This window comes from Nocardioides sp. NPDC023903, from assembly GCF_040639295.1.
In the GTDB taxonomy this organism is placed as follows: Bacteria; Actinomycetota; Actinomycetes; order Propionibacteriales; family Nocardioidaceae; genus Nocardioides.
Window position 1 is genome coordinate 12,733 of the sequence record NZ_JBEZZS010000014.1, and the last position, 20,406, is coordinate 33,138.

The window sequence follows — 20,406 nt, forward strand, 5'->3', positions numbered from 1 at the left end:
GGGGGATCGGTGGTCAGGCAGCGGCAGGCAGGTCGCTGGTCTCCTCAGCCTCTTTCTCGGCGGGCAAGAAGCGTGCAATCAACACCTTGTACGCTCCGGCACCGATGAGTCCACCGACAAGCGGGGCGATGATCGGGATCCAGAAGTAGAGGTCGCCGGCCGCGGTCACCCAGGCTCCGTCGTAGCCCGTGACGAACGAGGCCAGCCGCGGCCCGAAGTCACGGGCAGGGTTGATGGCGTAGCCGGCGTTCGTGCCCCAGGCCATGCCGATGCCGACGATCACGAACGCGATCGCGACGGGCGAGAACCAGGCGATCGGCGCGGAGTTCTTCGCGTCCGTGATCGCCATGATCAGGAACAGCAGGATCGCGGTGCCGATCACCTGGTCGGCGAAGGCGGTGGTGAGGCTGACGCCGAGCGCTGCGTCGCCGTTGCCCGGAAGCGTGGAGAAGATGCCCTGGGTGGCGTGGGTGTGGCCGGGGTCGACGCTGGCGATCGCGTCGCCGTAGGCCGCGCGGACGATGAGAGCGCCGACGAAGGCGCCGAGGACTTGGGCGACACTGTAGGGCAGCACCTTGCGCCACTCGAAGTCGCTGAAGACGGCCATCGCGAGGCTGACGGCCGGGTTGAGGTGGGCGCCGCTGATCCGTCCCGCGGTGTAGATGCCCAGCATCACCCCGATCCCCCAGGCCCAGGCGATCGAGTCGTGGTCGCCGAGCCCGCCGTCGCCGGTCGTGACCTGCGCGACCACACCGACTCCGAAGAGGATCAAGATCATCGTGCCGGCGAACTCTGCGCTGAGCTCTCCGATGAGGGTTCGACGTTGTGCTGGTGAAACGGAGCCCGAGGCGTTTCTTGTTGTCATGCGCTTGCTCCTGCCGTGTGGGGTCTGGCGGACCTCTGCACCGTAGGGACGCGTGACGCGCGTCACAACGGCGTGCGTTCGGCATGGTCGAACGCACGCGTGTTTCGCCGGGCGGCACCGGCGGGTCTCTCGATGGCCGAACCCCGGTTAGAGGGTTTGTTCGGGCTCTACGCTTTTACCCGATGTCTCGGACCGTGCAATCCGTCGAGCGGGCGGCTGCGCTACTGCGTGTGCTCTCTGCCGCGAGTGAGCCGATGCCTCTTGGCGAGCTGGCGGCCGCCGTGGGGCTGGCCAAGCCGACGGCGCACGGGTTGCTGCGTACGTTGGCGGGGGCGGGGTTCGTCGACCAGGAGCCGGTCACCGGGCGCTATCTGGTGGGGTCGGGGTTGCTCCATCTCGGGTCCGTGACGCTGGACCTCAACGAGCTGCGCTCGGAGACGCTCAACTGGGTGGACACGCTGGCGGCGCGCACGGGCGAGGAGGCGCGGATCGCGGCCTATCGAGACGGCTCCGCGGTCGTGGCGCACCATGTCTTCCGGGCGGGGCCGGGAGCGCAGGTGATGGACACCGGGAAGGCACTACCGCTGCACGCCACCGCGCTCGGGAAGGTGCTGGTCGCGTTCGATCCGGGCGCGGCCCGCAGCGTCGTCGGGCAGCGGCTCGACCGGCTGACCTTCCGGACGATCACCGACCGTTCGGCGCTGCTGCGGGCATTGGCAGACGCGCGTGACACCGGGTGGGCGTCGGCGGTCTCCGAGGCGCGGCCGGGGCTGGCCGGGATCGCGGCGCCGGTGCGTGACCGGGGCGGGTACGTGGTGGCGGCAGTCGGCATCGCGGGACCGGTGGTGCGGCTGTGCGACGCCCGTGGCCTGCCTCGCTCCGATCTAGTCGAGGAGGTCGTCGGCGTCTCCAGATCGATCTCGCGGGCGCTCGGTCACGGCCGGGCGGCATGAGTCTTCCGCGGTACGTCGCCGCACTGGACCAGGGCACGACCTCGACCCGGTGCATGCTCTTCGACCGCGAGGGCCGGATGGTGTCGCTGGCGCAGCGCGAGCACCGCCAGCACTATCCGCGCGCGGGCTGGGTCGAGCACGACCCCATGGAGATCTGGGACATCGTCTGCCGGGTCGTGCCGGAGGCGCTCGCGGATGCCGGGGCTTCTCCGTCCCAGGTGGTCGGGCTCGGGATCACCAACCAGCGGGAGACCACGGTGGTATGGGATCGGCACACCGGCCGGCCGGTCCACAACGCGATCGTGTGGCAGGACACCCGGTCGTCGGCCGTGCTGCCCGCCGTCGCCGCGGACATGGCGGAGTCGGAGATCCAGGCTCGGTGCGGGCTGCCGTTGGTGACGTACTTCTCCGGGCCGAAGGTGCGCTGGCTGCTCGACTCGTCTCCATCCTTGCGGGAGAGGGCGGAGCGCGGGGATCTCCTGTTCGGGACGATGGACTCGTGGCTGGTCTGGAACCTGACCGGCGGAGTGTCCGGCGGGGCGCACGTCACCGACGTGACCAACGCCAGCCGCACGATGCTGATGAACCTCGGCACGCTCGACTGGGACCCGGAGCTGCTGGCGGCGATGCGGGTGCCGCGGGCGATGCTGCCCGAGATCCGGCCGACGGTCTCCTCCTTCGGGACCACGGTCGCGCCGATCGCAGGGATCCCGGTGACCGCGGTGATCGGTGACCAGCAGGCCTCCCTCTTCGGGCAGGCGGGGTTCGACCGCGGCGACGCGAAGTGCACCTTCGGCACGGGCGGATTCCTGCTCCTCAACACCGGCTCGTCCCCGGTGCGCTCACAGCATGGGCTGATCACGACGGTGGCGCACGCGATGGAGGGCGAGCCGGCGGCGTACGCCTTGGAAGGGTCGATCGCCGTGGCCGGCTCGCTAGTGCAGTGGTTCCGCGACAGCCTCGGGCTGATCCGCTCGGCGGCAGAGATCGAGACCCAGGCGCTGACCGTCGCCGACAATGGTGGCTGCTACGTCGTCCCGGCGTTCACCGGTCTGTACGCACCGCACTGGGAGCCCGATGCCCGCGGCGTGATCGTCGGGCTGACGTCGTACGTCACCAAGGCGCATCTGTGTCGCGCCGTCCTCGAGGCCACCGCCTGGCAGACCCGCGAGGTCATCGACGCGATGAACGCCGACGCCGCTGCGCCGCTGACGCGGTTGGCCGTCGACGGCGGCATGACCGCCGACAACCTCCTCATGCAGACCATCGCCGACTTCCTGGACATCCCCGTCGTACGTCCGATGGTCGCCGAGACGGTCTCCCGCGGTGCCGCTTATGCCGCCGGGCTCGGCGCCGGGTACTGGCCCGACCGGCAGGTCCTGCGGCGGCACTGGCGCCGGGCTGCCGAGTGGCGGCCGGCGATGTCGGCCGAGCTCCGCGAGGCGGAGTTCCTACGCTGGCGGCGGGCTGTCGAGCTCGCGATCCGCTGGGGCGCCTGAGACGGTGGCCGCACCGCTCGCCGGAACGACATCGTGTTGCGGGTCTCGACTGTCTAGGGTCTTGCCCTGCGAGATCTTCGCCTGTTGCCCGAGGCTCACCTGCAACAGATGAGAGGCAATCATGCGAGTCGAGGATGGAGTCAAGGTGGATCAGCTGTTGAGCATCGCGGTGGCACAGCCGAGATGCACGCCTTTCGACGTCAAGGCGAACGCGATGGCGCATGCGGAAGCCATCCGGGCAGCGAATGCACGGGTGGTGGTCTTCCCGGAGATGTCGTTGACGGGATACGAGTTGGAGGCGGCGCCGGTCCGCCCGGACGATGAACGCCTGGCTCCCATCATCGCCGCGTGCGCCGAGAACGGGGCGCTTGCCTTGGCCGGCGCGCCTGTGCCGGGTCCGTACATCGGCGTCCTCGCCATCGACGGTGAAGGCGTACGCGTTGCGTACGGGAAGGTGCACCTCCACGGCAGCGAGGCCGACCGCTTCATCGCCGGCGAGCCAGCCGTGATCGAGGTGGATGGGTGGCGGCTGGGGCTCGCTATCTGCCGCGACACCGGCATCCCCCAGCACGCCGCACGGACCGCAGCTCTGGGCATCGACGGGTATGTGGCTGGAGTCATCCACGCCGACCACGAAGCCGAGGTCCTCGGAGAGCGCGCCTGCCGAGTCGCGGCCGACCACGGGGTATGGGTCGCCACGGCAGCATTCGCGGGGCCCACCGGCGGCGGTTTCGACCAGACATCCGGCCATTCGGGCATCTGGTCGGCCGACGGGGAACTGCTTGCGGAAGCGGGCGCCGACCCCGATGAGACAGCGCGGGCTGTCTTCGTCAAGTGAGATCTCCGTCCGGAGACTCGGCGAGGGACTTGAGGGCGCGGAGCCTGGTGTCCCAGGCGTTGCCGATGCGGTCGAGCTCGTGGGCGAGGGCGTTGAGGCGGGAGCCGAGGGCGGCGTAGACGATCTCGCGGCCGCGGCGCTCGGCGGTGACGAGGCCGGCCTCGGAGAGTACGTCGAGGTGCTTGACGATCGCCTGGCGGCTGACCGGGAGCACCCGGGCCAGGGCGGAGGCGGACATGGTCTCCTGCCCCAGCCGGGTGAGGATGTCCCAGCGGGTCTGGTCGCCCAGCGCCGCGCACATCTCGGGGAGGGTGGGCGTCGCGGTCACGCGCGCGCCTCGACGTACGTCTTGGCTGCCTCGAGCTCCTGGGCCCAGCCGTTGTCGTTGCCCTCGCGCTCCTTGAGCCAGACGGCGGGGTCTTCGGACAGGGTGGAGAAGCCGCTCTCCAGGACCTCGAGGGTCACGCCGCCGGCCGGGTTCTCCTCGATCCGGAACTCCACCAGCGTGCCCTCGGTGGCGTCGCGGTAGGGCGTGCCGAGCCAGCGGAACGCGGCGTAGCGCGGCTCGTCGAGCTCGATCGTGCGGAACCGGAACTCGCCCATCGTCGGGTGGGTGACCACGGCGACCTCGGTGCCGTCATCGGCGGTCTCGACGCGGGTGTCAGGGTCATCGAGGACGGTGCCGTCGTTGACGTACCACCCGGGGCGGGTGATCAGGGACCAGACCTTCTCGGCACTGGCGTCGATGTCGATCTGGCGTCGGATGCTGTCGAGCTCGGCGAGCTCTTCGGTGCTGTGAACCATGGGTCCTCCTCGGATAGCGGAAGTGCAACCTCAGTGTTGCACTTCCATCATCCACTTGCAACCTTTTGATTGCAGATCGGCTCCAGCCGGCGTACGTCTCCTACTTCTGGATCCGCTCGAGCTTGGTCCAGCCGGTGTAGCCGCGCTTCTCGACCAGGCGCATGAGGTCGCCGGCGACGGGGACCTGCTCGACGAACATCGAGTCGAGCAGGGCGACGAGCTCGGGGGGCATGGCCTGGTCGTTCTCGACGTAGGCGGCCCAGTCCTCGGGCGAGATCGCTTCGAGCTGGGAGACGATCTGGTCGGCAATGGTATCCAGACGCGGGTCACCGGGCTTCCAGTCGAGCAAGGCCTCCATCTGCTTGTACGTCTCGACGACCGACGGGTCGTCGAGCTGGCCGACCTTGCTGCGGATGAAGGCCTCCATGCTCTGTGGCTGCTGGGCCGCGACGATGATCCAGGCGTCGCGTTCGCCGTCGATGATCCGCTGCGGGATTCCGAGCTCCCGCATCCGCTCCAGGTAGGCGACCGCCTCCGGCGGGAGGGCGAGCCCGTCGCCATGGACGAGCCGGGCGATCCGCTCTCGGTGGCCTTGGCGCTCGCGGATCTCGAGACGGAGGCGCTTGTCGATCTCGGCGACAGCCTTCTTGAAATCGTCGTCGCCGGCGTCCAGCAGCTCCTTGACACGGGAGAGCGGGACGCCGGCGTCGGCGAGGATGCGGATCTTGATCAGGTCGACCACAGCGGCGGCGTCGTAGCGTCGGTAGCCCGAGTGGTCGCGTTCGGGCTCCACCAGCAAACCTTTGGCGTGGTAGTGACGCACTGCCCGCACGGTTACTCCGGCGGCGGAAGCCACCTGGCTGATCGTGAGCATCCCCGAATAGTGGCGGGAACGCCCGGGTTTGTCGCGTGGTTTAGGCGAACTTGCGGCGGTAGGCGGCGGTGGCCAGGACGTACGCGACGACCAGGAGGCCGACGCACCAGGCCAGTGCGATCCAGAGCTCGTTGCCCAGCGGCTGACCGGCGAAGATCGCCCGGATGGAGTCGACGATCGAGGTGACCGGCTGGTGCTCGGCGAAGGCTCGCACCGGGCCGGGCATGGTGTCGGTCGGCACGAAAGCCGAGCTGAGGAAGGGCAGGAAGATCAGCGGGTAGGAGAATGCGCTGGCTCCCTCGACCGTGCCGGCGGTCAGGCCCGGGATCACCGCGAGCCAGGTCAGCGCGAGGGTGAACAGGGCCAGGATGCCGACCACCGCGAGCCAGTCGAGCACGCTCGCGCCGGTGCGGAAGCCCATCAGCAGGGCGACGAGCACCACCACGACCAGCGAGATCATGTTCGCGACCACCGAGGTCAGCACGTGACCCCACAGCACCGCGGACCTGGCGATCGGCATCGACTGGAACCGGTCGAACATGCCGCCGTTCTTGTCCTGGAACAGACGGTAGGCGGTGTAGGCGATGCCGGAGGCGATGGTGATCAACAGGATGCCGGGTAGCTGATAGCTGACGTAGCTCTCATGGGAGCCGGTGTCGATCGCGCCGCCGAAGACGTACACGAACATGAGCATCATCGCGACCGGTGTGATCGCGGTGGTGACGATGGTGTCGGGGCTGCGGCCGATGTGTCGCAGGGAGCGGCCGAGCAGGACGGCGGTGTCGCCGAAGAATCGGGTGGTCATCGTGACTCCTTCACGTTGTTCGTGCTGGCGGACCTGCCGTTGGACTTGCTGGTGATGGCGAGGAAGATCTCCTCGAGGGACGGCTGCTTCTCGACGTACTCCTGCTTGGCCGGCGGGAACATCGCCTTGAGCTCGGCGAGGGTTCCGTTGGCGATGATGCGGCCCTCGTGGAGGATCGCGATCCGGTCGGCGAGCTGCTCGGCCTCTTCGAGGTACTGGGTGGTGAGCAGGACCGTCGTGCCGCTGTCGGCGAGCTCCTTGACCGTGTGCCAGACCTCGAGCCGGGATTCCGGGTCGAGGCCGGTGGTCGGCTCGTCGAGGAAGATCACCGACGGGTTGCCGATGAGGCTCATCGCGATGTCGACGCGGCGGCGCATGCCACCGGAGTACGTCGCGACCTTGCGGTTGCCCGCCTCGGTGAGCGAGAACCGGGCGAGGAGCTCGTCGGCGACCGCGCCCGGGTTCTTCTGGCGGAGCAGCTTGGCGATCAGGATGAGGTTCTCGCGACCGGTCAGGATCTCGTCGACGGCGGCGAACTGGCCGGTGAGGCTGATGGAACTACGTACGTCGTTGGCCTGAGTCGCGACGTCGAAGCCGTTGACCGTCGCCTGGCCGCCGTCCGCCTTGAGCAGCGTGGTCAGGATCTTCACGGTCGTGGTCTTGCCGGCGCCGTTGGAGCCGAGGAGGGCGAAGATGCTCCCCTTCTCGACGCTCATGTCGACGCCCTGGAGGACGTGTACGTCGCCGTAGGACTTGGTCAGTCCGGCGATCTCGATTGCTGGTGTCGGGTTCATGTCGAATAGCGTCGAGGGTTGACGCTGGGTCAAGGTCAAGCAGAAGTTCTGACCTTTTTTCGAGGGCCCCGACAGAGGCCCGATTCATCGCCTCAGGCGTAGACGTCCGCCGCCGCCTGCATGTGCGACTCGACGACACCGAGGGCGGCCTCGATGTCACCACGCTCGATGGCGTCGACGATGGGCGCGTGCTGGTCGCGGGACATGATCTCGGGCAGCTCGTCGGCCTTGTTGCTCATGATCGAGACCCGGATGCGCCCCTCGAGGTGGCGCCAGCTCTCCACGAGCATCGGGTTGTCGGCGAGCTGGCACATCAGCAGGTGGAAGCCCAGGTCGGACTCGAGCCGGTCGGCGAAGTCGGCCTTCTCGTCGGCTAGGCGCTCGAGCTCCTCGCGAAGCCTCGCCACCGCCTCCGCACGCCGCGGTGACGCGATGATCGTCTTCACGGCGAGGCCCTCGAGGGCCGTGCGCACCTGATAGAGGCCGCGGACCTCCTCGGCGGTCATGCTGTAGACCTGCAGTCGTCCGCGGACTCCGGGCTCGACAAGACCCTCCTGCTGGAGGTGGCGCAGCGCCTCGCGGACCGTCCCGCGGCTGATCCCGAGGCGGGTGGCGAGCTCGACCTCGCCCAGGTGGTCGCCCGGACGGTACTGCCCCGAGGTGATCGCCCCGCGCAGCGTCTGCAGCGCGCGTTCACGCAGGGTGCTGCGGTCCAGCTGAGCGAACGGCTCGGTCGTGGCCACGGTCGTCTCCTCCATCGGTGCCGGCGTCCTGTGGGTCGGCGCGGTTCATCGTACGCGGCCCACTGTCGGAATGGCGACTGTCAACATTTATACACACGAACCCTTGACAGAATCGAGTGACGGGAGTCACTCTCTATGTCGACTGTTAACAGTCAACTGACCGAGGAGAGGCGCACCTCTCCGTGACCCAGGAGACTCAGATGGACGGGAAACCGCTCCCCGACCCCCACCTCGCCGAGGCCGCCAGCTGGCACCCGGTCGAGGGGACGCCCGCCAAGAAGCGCGTCGCGATGGGCTCCTCCATCGGCGCGACGATCGAGACGTACGACTTCATCGGCTTCGGTACGGCCGCGGCGCTCTACTTCAACACCGTCTTCTTCCCCGCGAACGATCCGCTCTCGGGCACCCTGCTCTCCTTCGCCACCCTCGGCGTCGGCTTCGCGGTGCGACCGCTGGGCGGGATCGTGGGCGGGTATCTCGGTGACAAGATCGGCCGCAAGCCGGTCCTCGTCGGCTCGCTGCTCCTGATGGGCATCGCGACGGTGATGATCGGCCTGCTGCCCACCTACCAGCAGGTCGGCGTCTGGGCCGGCATCCTGCTGGTCGCCGTCCGCGTCGTCCAAGGCCTCGCCTTCGGAGCCGAGTGGGGCGGCGCGATCCTGATGACCTTCGAGCACGCGCCCTGGCGGCGGCGTGGGCTCTATACGGGCATCACCCAGGCCGGCTTCCCGGTCGGCCTGCTCCTCGCCAACCTGGCGTTCCTGGCCAGCGTGCCGCTGGGCGACCAGTGGGCGTGGCGGGTGCCGTTCCTGCTGAGCGCCGTCCTCATCGTGGTCGGCATCGTGATCCGGCTCAAGGTCGAGGAGTCGCCGGAGTTCGAGGAGATCAAGAGCGAGGGCGAGGTCGCCAAGAACCCGCTCCTCGAGGTGCTTCGCACCGACTGGCGCAACGTGCTGCGTGCCTTCTGCCTGCGCATCGCCGAGACCGCGGGCTATGCCGTGTCGGTCACGTTCATGCTCTCCTACCTGGAGAGCGAGGATCTCGCCGAGCGGCCGGTCATCCTCACCGGCCTGCTGCTCGCGGCCGGGATCGGGATCGCCGCCACCACCCTGTGGGGCGCGCTCACGGACCGGGTCGGGCGCCGGCCGGTCTACGTGTTCGGCACGATCGTGACGCTGGCCTGGGGCGTACCGCTGTTCCTGCTGGTCAACACAGGGACCGCCGCGCTCATCGTGATCGCATTCGTGATCAGCTACACGATCTGCCAGAACTCGCTGGCCGGCGTCCAGGGCGCCTGGTTCTCCGAGCTGTTCGCGGTCAAGACGCGTACGTCCGGAGCCTCGCTCGCCTACCAGCTCTCCGCCGTCGTCTCCGGCTTCACGCCGCTGATCGCCACCGCCCTCTACGCCGGGGTCGGCTGGATCGGACCGGCGCTGCTGCTCTCGGCGTACGGCCTGCTCGGCCTGGTCGCCTCGGTCGTCACCGCGGAGACCTGGGGACCCAAGGAGCGGGGAGAGGTGGCCGAGCTCGAGCGCCTCGCGCTCGCCTCGCGGGGCGCCGCTCCCTCCGCTCCGACTCACCGGGTCGCCGGGTCGGCGACCACCACCTTCGAAGGAAGTGACCGATGACCTCCACCGAGATGCTGACCGAGGCACCGACCCGGCAGGAGCGGATCTCGCGCCTGCGGGAGTCCGCCCGCCGGATCCGGCACAACGCGCTGCTGATGGGCGAGGTGCAGGGCCAGGGCTACATCGGGCAGGCGCTCGGCGTGGCGGACATCCTCGCCGTCGCCTACTGCGACCAGCTCCGCTTCCGTCCCGAGGATCCCGAGTGGGCCGGCCGCGACCGGTTCCTGCTGTCCATCGGCCACTACGCGATCGCGCTCTACGCCGCGCTCGCCGAGGCAGGGACCATCCCGGTCTCCGAGCTGGAGACCTATGGCTCGGACGAGTCGCGGCTGCCGATGTCGGGGATGGCGTCGTACACCCCCGGGATGGAGATCTCGGGCGGGTCGCTCGGCCACGGGCTCACCGTCGCGGCCGGGATGGCTCTCGGGCTGCGCCGGCTCGGCAGCGAGTCGCGGATCTTCAACCTGCTCTCCGACGGCGAGCTCGACGAGGGGTCGACCTGGGAGGCCGCGCTGGAGTGCTCCAACCACGAGCTCGACAACGTCACCGCCATCGTGGACGTCAACGCCCTGCAGGCCGACGGCCCGACCGCGACCGTGCTCCGCACCGAGCCGGTGACCGACAAGTGGCGCGCCTTCGGGTGGCACGCCATCCGGGTCGACGGCAACGACATCGGCGCTCTCGTCGACGCCTTCGACGCCGCTGCCTCTCACCGCGGGGCTCCGAGCGTGATCGTCTGCGACACCCGGATCGGACGCGGCGTACCGCTCCTGGAAGACCGGGAGAAGGCCCACTTCATGCGGGTCGAGGAGCACGAGTGGCAGATCGCCCGCACCCAGCTCGAGGAAGGTTTCACCCGATGACCAGCACTGCTCCCGCACCGGCGAAGAAGAAGCTCACCACCTCGGCGATGATCGCGTCCTTCGCCGACCCGGGGCAGAAGACGACGCCCGCCCCGTTCGGTCATGCGCTCGCCAGGCTGGCCGAGGAGCGGCCCGAGATCGTCGGGCTGTCCGCGGACCTGGCGAAGTACACCGACATGCACATCTTCCGGGAGGCGCACCCGGAGCGGTTCTTCCAGATGGGGATGGCCGAGCAGGCCCTGCTCGGCGCGGCCGCCGGGATGGCCGAGGTGGGGCTGGTGCCGTTCGCCTCGACGTACTCCGTCTTCGCCACCCGTCGCGCCTACGACTTCCTGTGCCTCGACATCGCCGAGCCGGGCCTGAACGTGAACGTGGTCGGAGCGCTGCCCGGCCTGACCACCGGGTACGGCCCCAGCCATCAGGCCACCGAGGACCTCGCCATCCTGCGCGCCTGCCCGAACCTCACCGTGGTCGACCCTTGCGACGCCGTCGACATCGAGCAGGCGGTGCCGCAGCTGGCCTCCCATGCCGGCCCGACCTATCTACGGCTGCTGCGCGGGGCTGTGCCGCGCGTGCTCGACGAGTACGACTACACCTTCCGGCTGGGGAAGGCCGCCGAGCTGCGTGCCGGTCGTGATGTCGTCCTCATCTCGACCGGGCTGATGACCATGCGGGCTCTGCAGGCCGCCGAGCGGCTCGAGAAGGACCACGTGGACGTCTCGGTCCTGCACGTGCCGACGGTCAAGCCGCTCGACCGCGAGGCGATCATCGCCGCGGCCGATGGCGACCGGCTCGTGGTGACCTTGGAGAACCACACCGTCGTCGGCGGGCTCGCCGAGGCGGTCGCCTCCACGCTCGCGTTCGCCGGGGTCGGTCGGCGGATCGTGCCGATCGCGCTGCCGGACGAGTTCCTCGCCGCCGGCGCTCTGCCCACCCTCCACGACCGCTACGGGCTGTCGACCGACTCGATCGTCGACCGCGTACGCACCGAGCTCACCCACTGATCAGGAGAACCCATGTCCCGCACCGCCATCGTCACCGGAGCCGCCTCCCGTCGCGGTATCGGCCGCGCCACCGCCCACGCCCTCGCCGCTGCCGGCTGGGACGTCGCCATCCTCGACCTCGACGAGGTCGCCGCCAAGGAGACTGCCACCGAGATCGCCGACCGCCACGGGGTCGCTGCCCACGGCCTGGCCTGCGACGTCACCGACGAGTCCTCCGTCGAGGTCGCCGTCGCCGAGCTGGAGCGCTCCGCCGCACCCGTCGGCGCCCTGGTCAACAACGCCGGCATCACCTCGCCGATCCCCTTCCTCGAGGTCAGCGCCGCCGAGTGGGACCGGGTCTTCGCGGTCAACGTACGCGGCGCCTTCAACATCACGCAGCGGGTCGCCCCCGGCATGGTCGAGCGCGGTTTCGGCCGCGTCGTCTTCCTCTCCTCCGTCTCCGCCGAGCGCGGCGGCGGGGTCTTCGGCGGGGTGGCGTACTCCGCCGCGAAGGCCGGACAGCTCGGCTTCGCCAAGGCGCTCGCCCGCGAGGTCGGCCCGCACGGGATCACGGTCAACTCGGTCGCCCCGGGCTTGATCGACACCGACATCACCGGCGGCGCCCTGGAGGGCGAGCGCAAGGCGAAGCTGATCGAGGGCATCCCGGTCGGGCGCAACGGCCGCGTCGAGGACGTCGCCGACCTGATCACCTTCCTGTGCCGGCCGGAGTCGGGCTACATCACGGGCGTGACGTACGACGTCAACGGCGGGTCGCACATGCACTGACCACGGTTGGCGCCGCCGGTCTCAGGAGCCCTTCTGCAGGCGGCGCCAGCCACCGGCCCGGTTGTTGGCCACGATGGCGCGCAGCAGCTCGGTCAGCGCCGGACGGTCGATCGGGTCGTCCCGGTAGATCTGGATGGCTCGCCCAGTGGCGTTGCCGTGACCCTGGTTGATGATCCCGGCCGGGTCGGGGACGGTCGGGTCGTAGAGGAACAGGTTGATGTGGTCCTTGGTGGCGAGCAGCGCGCACACGTTGCCCTGCAGCACGAAGTAGGGCTGGACCGTCCGTTTGATCGTCTCCTCGATCTCCGGGTCGGCGTCGTGGATGATCTCGCGCAGATCGCGGCAGATGTCGCGCTGCCACTCCGGCAGACCGTCGAGGTAGCTGTCGACGCCGGCATGGGTGCGGATGGCCATGATCGCAATGTACGCCCGGCCCGCAGGCGCCCGGCAAGCCAAATACACATGTCGATAAATCATCCCTTTGACTTCAAGTACTTGAAGTTCTTAGCGTCATTGGCGTGACTGCATCAACGACTCGGACGTACACGATCCGAGAGGTGGCGACGCTGACCGGACTTCCGGCCAGCACCTTGCGCTACTACGAGACGATCGGGCTGATCTCGCCGGTCAGCCGCGGCGCCAGCAGCGGCCATCGGGTCTATGACGAGACCGATCTGGACCAGCTGACCGGCGTCGCCTGCCTTGCCGCGATCGGCCTCTCGATCGACGACATGCGGACGTACGTCGCCAACAGTCGCCTCGGCAGCGACGGTGCCGCCGAGCAGATCGACATGCTCACCGAGCACGCCGCTCACCTCGCCCGCGAGGCGGAGAACCTCGAGCTGCGGCAGCGGTACGTCGGTCTCAAGACCGACTATTGGCGCGCTGTCGCCGCCGGCGAGCAGGCCCGTGCCGAGGAGATCGGCGCGCAGGCACACACCCTGGCGGACCAGATCCGCAGCCGCGAGAACCACTGATCCACCACCCATCTCAGACTCAGGAGACACCCATGCGCGTCAACGCGTACGCAGCACCTTCCGCCGGCGAGCCGCTGGCCCCGATCACCATCGAGCGCCGTGAGGTGGGCGCCGACGACGTACTCATCGCGATCGAGTACGCCGGCATCTGCCACTCCGACATCCACACCGTCAACGGTGACTGGGGCCCGCAGCCGTTCCCGGTCGTCCCGGGCCACGAGATCGTCGGCCGTGTCACCGAGGTCGGCTCGTCGGTGACCAACCACAAGGTCGGCGACCGCGTCGGCGTCGGCTGCTTCGTGAACTCGTGCCGCGAGTGCGACAACTGCCGCAACGGCGACGAGCAGCACTGCTCGACCCCCGGCGGCGGGGTCGGGACGTACGCCGCGAAGGACCGCGACGGCTCGTTCACCCAGGGCGGCTACTCGACCCACGTCGTCGTCGACGCCCACTTCGCGCTCAATGTGCCCGAGGGCATGGACGCGGCGGCCGCGACGCCGCTGCTGTGCGCCGGAATCACCACGTACGCGCCCCTGAAGAAGTGGGGCGCCGGCCCGGGCAAGAAGGTCGCGATCGTCGGCCTGGGCGGGCTGGGCCACATGGGCGTCCAGATCGCCCACGCGATGGGCGCCGAGGTCACCGTGCTCTCGCAGTCGCTGAAGAAGCAGGAGGACGGGCTGCGCCTCGGCGCGGACCACTACTTCGCGACCTCCGACCCGGCGACGTTCGACGAGCTGGCCAGCTCGTTCGACCTGATCGTGAACACCGTCAGCGCGAAGATCGACCTCGACGCGTACCTCGGCCTGCTCGCCGTGGACGGCACCATGGTCAACGTCGGCGCCCCGGCGGAGCCGCTGAGCGTCAACGTATTCTCGCTGATCACCAACCGCCGCAACTTCGCCGGCTCGATGATCGGCGGCATCGAGCTGACCCAGGAGATGCTCGACTTCTGCGCCGAGCACGGCATCGGCTCCGAGGTCGAGGTGATCTCGGCGGACCAGATCAACGAGGCGTACGCCCGGGTTCTGGCCTCCGACGTGCGCTACCGCTTCGTGATCGACACCGCGACCCTCGGCTGAGCACTACGGGAGGGCGAGCGGGTCTCGCCCTCCCGGCCGGTCGAGCGCGTCGACGATGGCCGCGAACGCGACCGCGTGGCCGCGGGCGTTGCCGTGGATGCGGTCGCGGGCGTAGATGTCCGGATCAGCGGCCAGCGGGTGGTGGTGCGTGTCGATGTGGATCCCGCCCAGGCTCCGCGTGGTCTCCGCGGTGATCCGGTCGAGGGTGTCGAACCGTTCGGCCATGTCCGCGGCCTCCTCGGCCCTCACCAGCCCGGACCGGGCGAGGTCGAAGAGCCCGACGGTGAGAATTTCGGCACCGCTCTCAGCCAGTGGCCGGAGCAGCAGCTCGAGCTCCGTGCGCAGCCGGTCCGGGTCGTACGGATTGAAGGCGTCGTTCCCGCCGGCGCTGATGAGCACCGCGTCGGGCGCGAAAGCCAGGGCCGGCTCGAGCTGTACCTCCCGGATCTCGGAGATGGTCAGGTACGGGACGGCGAGATTCACCGCCTCGAAGCCGGGGCGGGTGCTCGCCAGCGCACTCACCAGGCGCTCGGCGAAGGACTCGTCGCGGTAGCCGTCGAGCGGGCCACGCACGCCGGCGGTGACGCTGTCGCCCAGCACGGCGAAACGGCTCCACGAGTGGTGTCGGAGTCGTTCGGCGGCGGTCTCGGGGTCGGTGCAGTAGGGATCTGCAGCTTCCAGATCGAAGTTGCAGGGCAGCTCGCGGGTCTCGGTCATCGGGTGCCTCCTTCATGGACGGGGCCGGGCACACGATCAGATTAAGCGCACGATCGTACGTTATGCAATAGAGTTCGATCGTGCGCTAAACTCGTCGGCATGGCAGGACGTGCATCCGCCCAGGCGGCACTCAAAACCCGACGGAGCGTGGTCAAGGCAGCCGCCGACCTGGCGTCGGTCGAGGGACTGGACAGCGTCACGATCGGGCGGCTGGCGGAGGTCGTCCAGATGAGCAAGTCCGGGGTGATCGGCCAGTTCCGCACCAAGGAGGCACTTCAGCTGGAGACGGTCGAGCTGGTCTTCTCCGACTTCCGCACCCGGGTCTGGGAGACGGTCAAGCGGTTCCCGCGAGGTCTCCCCCGACTCCTGGCCGCATGCGACGCCTGGACGGAGTACGCCGCCGACCCCGGCTACCCCGGCGGATGCCTGATGACCCAGGTGACCTACGACTACGACGGGCGCGACGGCGCCGTCCACGAGAAGCTGCTCGAGGGCCGCAACCAGTGGCGGGAGACGTTGCGGGCCGACCTCACCACCGCTGTCGCGGCCGGCGATCTGCCCGAGGACACCGACATCGAGTCGGTCGTGTTCGGGCTCGAGTCGCTCGCCTCGTTCATCACCCCGGCCCGTCTCCTCCACGGCGACTCCCGGGCCGCCGACCGCGCCTTTCAGGGCATGCAGCGGATCATCGGGGTCCCGGAGTAGGTCCGGCTGGTGGCGCGGCCGCGATGCCACGGACCGCGTGCTCGAGCGAGTGCTGGGCGAGCGGGTCGGTGATGCGGTCGGCTTTCAGCAGCAGTGCTCCCGGCAGCGTGACGACGCAGTGACGCACGATCGTGACCGCCGCACGGTCGCCTCGCTCCCACAGGGCGGAGGCGAGCTCGACAAGGAGGGCGCCGAGCTCCTTCTGGAGCTGGAGGAGCTGCGTACGTCCCTCCTCGTCGAGCTCTGAGGTCAGCAGATCGTCCGCGGTGGCGGCCAGCAGGAGCCGGGCGCCGTCCTCGTCGTCCTTCGCGTACGCCGCGGGGGCGAGCGCCGCCGCGACGATCGCCGCGGTGGCGTCGCCCTCGCACATCGCCTCCGCCACTCGGTCGCGCTGGAACGCGAGGAAGCGCCCGGCCTCCTCGGCCCAGACCCGGGCCAGGAGGCCGTCGCGGGATCCGAACGCGTGGTAGACCGCCCCGTTGGACGCACCCGACGCCGAGCTCAGCGCCCGGATCGTCAGGCCGTCGACCCCGCGCTCGATCCAGAGGTCCCGGGCATGCCCGAGGAGGTCGGCGAGGTCGTACTGCCGTGGACGCCCCATGACGGGATCAGGCAGAGTCGTCGTTGCCGGCGCCGAGCGCCTTGACGACGTCCGCGAACATCCGGGCCTTGATCGTGCCCAGCGTGGCGCGGTCCTTGCCCGCGAGGTCGCGTACGAAGCCTGTGGCCGTCTCGAGCAGCTTCTCCGACGAGGCGGTGGCGTCCACGATGCCCGCTGCCGCGGCGTCACCTCCGCCGAAGCGCCGCCCGGTCGCCATCGCGTCGAGCGCCGTGCGCGGGGTCAGCTTGCTGGTGACGAGGGCGTTCATCCCCACGGTGAACGGGATGTGGATGTCGACCTCGGGGAAGCAGAAGTAGCCGCGGTCCTCACGCATCACGCGGTAGTCGTGCGCCATCGCCAGCATCGCGCCCGCGCCGAACGCGTGCCCGTTGACCGCGGCGACCGTCGGGACCGGCAACGTGAGGAGGCGGGCGAAGAGGTCCTCGACCCGGGCGACGTACGTGTCGTGCTGGTCGAGGTTCTGCCCCAGCCACTCCAGGTCGAGCCCGTTCGAGTAGAACTTGCCGCCACCGACCGTGACCAGCACCGCCGGCTCGGTCGTCGACTCGATCTGGTCAAGCGCTGAGCCGACGGCCTCGAGCCAGTCAGGCGAGAAGCGGTTCTCGTCGTCCCCGAGGTCGAGTGTCCATACCGGTCCGTCGCTGGAGATGGTGACCACGCTGCTGCTCCTTCGTTCGAGACCCGTACGTCGTGCCGCCGGGTCTGGCTGCCCCCGACAGTAACAGAGCAGCGCTCTGAAATCCCGCCCGGACTAAGGTGAGGGACATGAGCATCCCGGTCGCGTTGCCCGATCTCGCCTCGACCCTCGAGCGGTTCGGCAGCGGCTTCCTGCTGACCACCGCGGGCGAGCGGATCAAGGTCGTGGTCGTGGACCCGGTCGTGGAGGGCTCGGCACTGCGGATCTCTGATCCCGGCGGCGGCACCCGCGCGAATCTCGCCAGCAACCCGGTGCTCACCCTGACGTACGCCCCGCTGACGCCGCGCGACCATGCGCTGATCGTCGACGGCACCGGCCACCTCGACGGCTCCGATGTCGTCGTGACGCCGACCGGTGCCGTGCTGCATCGGCCGGCATCGCACGCTTCCGGGCCGGTCTCCGAGGACGGCTGCGGGCAGGACTGCCGGCCGATCGACCCGTCCGATCCGTAGGCTCGAACCATGGAGACCTCGCCCACCGTGCTCGTCACCGGCGCGACCGGCTTCATCGGTCGACGGTTGGTCGCGGAGCTGACCCGACGCGGCACCACTGTGCGTGCGATGACCCGGCGCCCGGACGACTACGACGGCCCCGGCGAACCGGTGGGCGCCGACGTCAACGACCCCACCACCCTGTCGGCCGCGCTCGACGGGGTCGATGTGGCGGTCTATCTGGTGCACTCGCTCGATCACGAAGACTTCGAGGAGCGCGACGCCCGGGCCGCACGCTCCTTCGGGGCCGCCGCGGCCCAGGCCGGAGTGCGCCAGATCGTCTATCTCGGCGGGCTCGGCGACGATGACGGGGACCTGTCGCCCCACCTGCGCTCTCGGCGCGAGGTCGAGGCCCTGCTCGGCGAGGCCGGCGTCCCGGTCACGGTGCTGCGGGCCGCGATCGTCGTCGGCCACGGCGGCGTCTCCTGGGAGCTGACCCGGCAACTGGTCAAGAACCTCCCGGCCATGGTGGTGCCGAGGTGGACCGCCACCCGGACCCAGCCCATCGCCGTCGACGACGTGATCCGCTATCTCGCCGGTGTCATCGACCACGAGGACGCGATCGGCGAGGTCTTCGAGATCGGCGGTCCCGAGGCGATGACGTACCTCGACATGTTGACCGCCGCCTCCAAGGTGGCCACCGGCCGGACGATCCCCGTCGTCCCGGTGCCGGTCCTGACGCCGCGGCTGTCGTCGTACTGGCTGGCACTGGTGACCGACATCGACCTGACGACGGGGCGCAACCTGATCGACTCGATGACGACCGAGGTGGTCGCACAGGACCGGCGCATCCTCGAGGTCGTACCCGGCGAGCCGCTGCCCTATCGCGAGGCCGTGCGACGCGCCCTGGCCGAGCGGCTGGCCGAGGGCAAGGGCGTCTGAGACCTCAGCCGAAGAGCAGCGGCAGCGCCAGCAGCATCGACAGGGACCACGCACAGTGGGTGAGGATCGGCGCGAGTACGCCACCGGACGCACGCCGCTCGAGCCCGACCACGACCCCGAGCAGGATCGCGGCGAAGGCGAGCATCACGTTGCCGGTCGCCAGGGTCGCGATCACGTAGGCCACCGACGTCCAGACGACCGGATGGCGAGGCAGGGCGGCATAGACCGCCCCCCGGAAGAAGAGCTCCTCCGCCACCCCGTTGACGGCAGTCACCACGACCAGGATCGGGAGCGAGCCCTGGTCGGCGAAGTCGAGCACCGAGCGCACCTGCCGGTCCAGCCACGGGATCTCGCGCACGACGAGACCGCCGATGACAAAGATGGCGGCCAGGCCCAGACCGAGCAGGATCGGCGGCAGCACCGGGCGGACGAGCCGCCGCCTGCCCTCCTGCTGCCGCCACGCGCCGATCCGTCCGAGATGCAGCGGCCCTGACGCGAATGCGCCGACGGCCCACACTCCGGCTAGGGCGAAGGTCGCCGGATAGAACCAGACGCTGCCTGGTTCGATGCGGAGCGATACGCCGAGCACCAGCGCACCGAGCACCACGAATCCGACCGTGACCGACTGGCGGCGCCGCAGGCCGGCGTCGCTCTGACGGTGATCGCGCGGCACGACGTCCCACAAGGACCTGCGCACCCAGCTGCGCACGGCACCCCCTCGCTCCAGTGACGGCTGCGTCCAACGTACGTGGCCAGCAAGACAATCACACCGGATCGGGGCGGCACCCGATCGACGAGCCGTCAGATGATCGCGACGGCGTTCGCCGGTGAGCCGGTCGCGCCGGTGACGTTGAGCGGCTTGACGCTGAGGAAGGCCTCCCACCGCTGCAGCGCGTCCATGCGGCGTGCCAACGGCCCGAGCCGCCACAGCTCACCGAGCGGCATGCCGAGCTTGGCCAGGAACTCCTGGTGCATCAGGCCGCGGTCGTTCGGCGCCGACTGGACGAAGGGCGAACCGGGCACGGCAGGCAGGCACTCGACTGCGAAGGTGTCCGCTGCGAGCAGGGCGAGACCGGAGTCCCAGGCCCAGTCGAGCACCTCCTCGCTCTGCTCGATGCCCGTGGCGCGGCCGAGGGCCTGCTGAGCCAGCTTCTTCTCGGCGGTGAGCTCGAGGAACCACTCGCACCACCCGGTGTGGAGCATGACGATGTCACCGGCACGCAGCTCGATCGCCTGCGCGGTGAGCGCCTGGTCGATGTAGTCGTACGGGATCGACTGGCCGGCCTCGTGATCGAGAATCTCCTCGCGCCGGGCGAGAAGGCCGGCGATGTCCACCAGGACTCCCCGGCTGACGATGGGACGGTCGGCCCAGACCTGGATGCCGATCTCCTCGGTCCCCGGGATGACCAGCTCGTCGGCGGTGCCGGCGTAGAACCCGACGTCGTCGGCCCGCCGGTGCCGCAGCCCGTCGACCTGGGTCGAGGACTGGAGGTAGTAGCCGTCGAGGTAGTCGGCGCGGTGAGCCGGATCGTTGCCGTAGATGACGTGCTCGGCCGGCTTCTCGGCCCTGGACATCCCGGGCATGAACGCGTTGATCGGGTAGTCCAGCCCGAAGGTCTCGCCGAGCTGGACGAGACCGGCCGCGGCCACCACGCACTCCTCGTCCGCGAACGACGGCGTGCCGCGCCACGGGTCCTCGAAGAGCTCCCAGGAGGGTGCCCCGCAGCGGTCCGGGCCGGTCGTGGAGCTCAGCCCTGCTCGGGCGGTCATGCGTGGTCATGGTGATGTCCGTTCGTATCTC

General features: G+C 69.6%; 25 protein-coding genes. 12 read left to right on the top strand and 13 right to left on the bottom strand.

All coding sequences use genetic code 11. The features are described from left to right. Positions 1-13 precede the first annotated feature (13 nt). Positions 14-865 (bottom strand): MIP family channel protein, encoded by an 852-nt coding sequence (locus tag AB0F44_RS16025; RefSeq protein WP_357357011.1) that lies wholly within the window; start codon positions 863-865, stop codon positions 14-16. Between the two features lie 182 nt (positions 866-1,047). Between AB0F44_RS16025 and AB0F44_RS16030 the strand changes: the two genes are divergently transcribed. From AB0F44_RS16030 to AB0F44_RS16040, 3 genes are all read left to right on the top strand, one after another. Continuing rightward, positions 1,048-1,818 (top strand): IclR family transcriptional regulator, encoded by a 771-nt coding sequence (locus AB0F44_RS16030; protein ID WP_357357013.1) that lies wholly within the window; start codon positions 1,048-1,050, stop codon positions 1,816-1,818. Next, the gene (glpK, locus tag AB0F44_RS16035; RefSeq protein WP_357357015.1) at positions 1,815-3,317 is read left to right on the top strand and encodes a glycerol kinase GlpK; all 1,503 of its coding nucleotides are present in this window, start codon (positions 1,815-1,817) and stop codon (positions 3,315-3,317) included. The genes AB0F44_RS16030 and glpK overlap by 4 nt, the downstream gene beginning before the upstream one ends. A 145-nt stretch (positions 3,318-3,462) precedes the next feature. Beyond that, on the top strand, positions 3,463-4,155 hold the full coding sequence (locus AB0F44_RS16040) for a carbon-nitrogen hydrolase family protein (RefSeq protein WP_357357017.1): 693 nt from the start codon (positions 3,463-3,465) through the stop codon (positions 4,153-4,155). Here the strand turns inward: AB0F44_RS16040 and AB0F44_RS16045 are convergent. From AB0F44_RS16045 to AB0F44_RS16070, 6 genes are all read right to left on the bottom strand, one after another. Next, positions 4,148-4,483 (bottom strand): metalloregulator ArsR/SmtB family transcription factor, encoded by a 336-nt coding sequence (locus AB0F44_RS16045; protein WP_357357019.1) that lies wholly within the window; start codon positions 4,481-4,483, stop codon positions 4,148-4,150. The two genes, AB0F44_RS16040 and AB0F44_RS16045, sit on opposite strands and share 8 nt — an antisense overlap. Then, positions 4,480-4,959, bottom strand: a complete 480-nt coding sequence (locus tag AB0F44_RS16050; protein WP_141801934.1) for an SRPBCC domain-containing protein — start codon at positions 4,957-4,959, stop codon at positions 4,480-4,482. The genes AB0F44_RS16045 and AB0F44_RS16050 overlap by 4 nt, the downstream gene beginning before the upstream one ends. A 100-nt stretch (positions 4,960-5,059) precedes the next feature. After that, on the bottom strand, positions 5,060-5,833 hold the full coding sequence (locus AB0F44_RS16055) for a MerR family transcriptional regulator (protein ID WP_357357021.1): 774 nt from the start codon (positions 5,831-5,833) through the stop codon (positions 5,060-5,062). Positions 5,834-5,873: 40 nt separating this feature from the next. Next, positions 5,874-6,638 (bottom strand): ABC transporter permease, encoded by a 765-nt coding sequence (locus AB0F44_RS16060; protein ID WP_357357023.1) that lies wholly within the window; start codon positions 6,636-6,638, stop codon positions 5,874-5,876. Next, entirely contained in the window at positions 6,635-7,432 is a 798-nt protein-coding gene (locus AB0F44_RS16065) for an ATP-binding cassette domain-containing protein (protein ID WP_357357025.1), read from the bottom strand. The genes AB0F44_RS16060 and AB0F44_RS16065 overlap by 4 nt, the downstream gene beginning before the upstream one ends. Before the next feature lie 92 nt (positions 7,433-7,524). Then, positions 7,525-8,175 (bottom strand): GntR family transcriptional regulator, encoded by a 651-nt coding sequence (locus tag AB0F44_RS16070; RefSeq protein ID WP_357357027.1) that lies wholly within the window; start codon positions 8,173-8,175, stop codon positions 7,525-7,527. A gap of 200 nt (positions 8,176-8,375) precedes the next feature. Between AB0F44_RS16070 and AB0F44_RS16075 the strand changes: the two genes are divergently transcribed. From AB0F44_RS16075 to AB0F44_RS16090, 4 genes are read left to right on the top strand one after another with little or no spacing between them, the layout of a single operon-like run. Further along, entirely contained in the window at positions 8,376-9,803 is a 1,428-nt protein-coding gene (locus AB0F44_RS16075) for an MFS transporter (RefSeq protein WP_357357029.1), read from the top strand. After that, complete coding sequence (locus AB0F44_RS16080; protein WP_357357031.1) at positions 9,800-10,666, top strand: transketolase; 867 nt, start codon at positions 9,800-9,802, stop codon at positions 10,664-10,666. Before AB0F44_RS16075 ends, AB0F44_RS16080 begins: the two co-directional genes overlap by 4 nt. Continuing rightward, positions 10,663-11,670 carry a transketolase C-terminal domain-containing protein gene (locus tag AB0F44_RS16085; protein ID WP_357357033.1) on the top strand — a complete coding sequence of 336 codons (1,008 nt, stop codon included), beginning with the start codon at positions 10,663-10,665 and terminating at the stop codon, positions 11,668-11,670. Before AB0F44_RS16080 ends, AB0F44_RS16085 begins: the two co-directional genes overlap by 4 nt. A 12-nt stretch (positions 11,671-11,682) precedes the next feature. Beyond that, positions 11,683-12,435 (top strand): SDR family NAD(P)-dependent oxidoreductase, encoded by a 753-nt coding sequence (locus AB0F44_RS16090; RefSeq protein WP_357357035.1) that lies wholly within the window; start codon positions 11,683-11,685, stop codon positions 12,433-12,435. Between the two features lie 21 nt (positions 12,436-12,456). On the opposite strand, the gene AB0F44_RS16095 is transcribed toward AB0F44_RS16090, so the two are convergent. After that, positions 12,457-12,849, bottom strand: coding sequence for a DUF1801 domain-containing protein (locus AB0F44_RS16095; protein WP_357357037.1), 393 nt, complete (start codon positions 12,847-12,849; stop codon positions 12,457-12,459). A gap of 104 nt (positions 12,850-12,953) precedes the next feature. On the opposite strand from AB0F44_RS16095, the gene AB0F44_RS16100 reads away from it, so the two are divergent. Next, positions 12,954-13,412, top strand: coding sequence for a MerR family transcriptional regulator (locus tag AB0F44_RS16100; RefSeq protein ID WP_357357038.1), 459 nt, complete (start codon positions 12,954-12,956; stop codon positions 13,410-13,412). Between the two features lie 32 nt (positions 13,413-13,444). Beyond that, the gene (locus tag AB0F44_RS16105) at positions 13,445-14,491 is read left to right on the top strand and encodes an NAD(P)-dependent alcohol dehydrogenase (protein ID WP_357357040.1); all 1,047 of its coding nucleotides are present in this window, start codon (positions 13,445-13,447) and stop codon (positions 14,489-14,491) included. Between the two features lie 3 nt (positions 14,492-14,494). Here the strand turns inward: AB0F44_RS16105 and AB0F44_RS16110 are convergent, their stop codons facing one another. After that, on the bottom strand, positions 14,495-15,208 hold the full coding sequence (locus tag AB0F44_RS16110; RefSeq protein ID WP_357357042.1) for an SGNH/GDSL hydrolase family protein: 714 nt from the start codon (positions 15,206-15,208) through the stop codon (positions 14,495-14,497). Positions 15,209-15,307: 99 nt separating this feature from the next. Between AB0F44_RS16110 and AB0F44_RS16115 the strand changes: the two genes are divergently transcribed. Then, positions 15,308-15,913 (top strand): TetR family transcriptional regulator, encoded by a 606-nt coding sequence (locus AB0F44_RS16115; RefSeq protein WP_357357044.1) that lies wholly within the window; start codon positions 15,308-15,310, stop codon positions 15,911-15,913. Here AB0F44_RS16115 and AB0F44_RS16120 read toward each other — a convergent pair. Both AB0F44_RS16120 and AB0F44_RS16125 read right to left on the bottom strand, forming a co-directional pair. Beyond that, entirely contained in the window at positions 15,894-16,514 is a 621-nt protein-coding gene (locus AB0F44_RS16120) for a helix-turn-helix domain-containing protein (RefSeq protein ID WP_357357046.1), read from the bottom strand. The genes AB0F44_RS16115 and AB0F44_RS16120 overlap by 20 nt on opposite strands. A 7-nt stretch (positions 16,515-16,521) precedes the next feature. Continuing rightward, positions 16,522-17,193 carry an enoyl-CoA hydratase-related protein gene (locus AB0F44_RS16125; protein ID WP_357357048.1) on the bottom strand — a complete coding sequence of 224 codons (672 nt, stop codon included), beginning with the start codon at positions 17,191-17,193 and terminating at the stop codon, positions 16,522-16,524. A 107-nt stretch (positions 17,194-17,300) separates the two neighbouring features. Here AB0F44_RS16125 and AB0F44_RS16130 point away from each other — a divergent pair, with 107 nt between their 5' ends. Both AB0F44_RS16130 and AB0F44_RS16135 read left to right on the top strand, forming a co-directional pair. Then, a complete protein-coding gene (locus AB0F44_RS16130) occupies positions 17,301-17,684 on the top strand; it encodes a pyridoxamine 5'-phosphate oxidase (protein WP_357357050.1) in 384 nt (127 codons plus the stop codon). A gap of 9 nt (positions 17,685-17,693) precedes the next feature. Next, positions 17,694-18,605 (top strand): NAD(P)H-binding protein, encoded by a 912-nt coding sequence (locus AB0F44_RS16135; RefSeq protein ID WP_357357052.1) that lies wholly within the window; start codon positions 17,694-17,696, stop codon positions 18,603-18,605. 4 nt (positions 18,606-18,609) lie between these two features. Here AB0F44_RS16135 and AB0F44_RS16140 read toward each other — a convergent pair whose 3' ends face one another. Next, positions 18,610-19,314: a type II CAAX endopeptidase family protein gene (locus tag AB0F44_RS16140; RefSeq protein ID WP_357357054.1), complete on the bottom strand. Its 705-nt coding sequence runs from the start codon at positions 19,312-19,314 to the stop codon at positions 18,610-18,612. Positions 19,315-19,406: 92 nt separating this feature from the next. Beyond that, the gene (locus tag AB0F44_RS16145; RefSeq protein ID WP_357357056.1) at positions 19,407-20,375 is read right to left on the bottom strand and encodes a cyclase family protein; all 969 of its coding nucleotides are present in this window, start codon (positions 20,373-20,375) and stop codon (positions 19,407-19,409) included. Between the last annotated feature and the right edge of the window lie 31 nt (positions 20,376-20,406).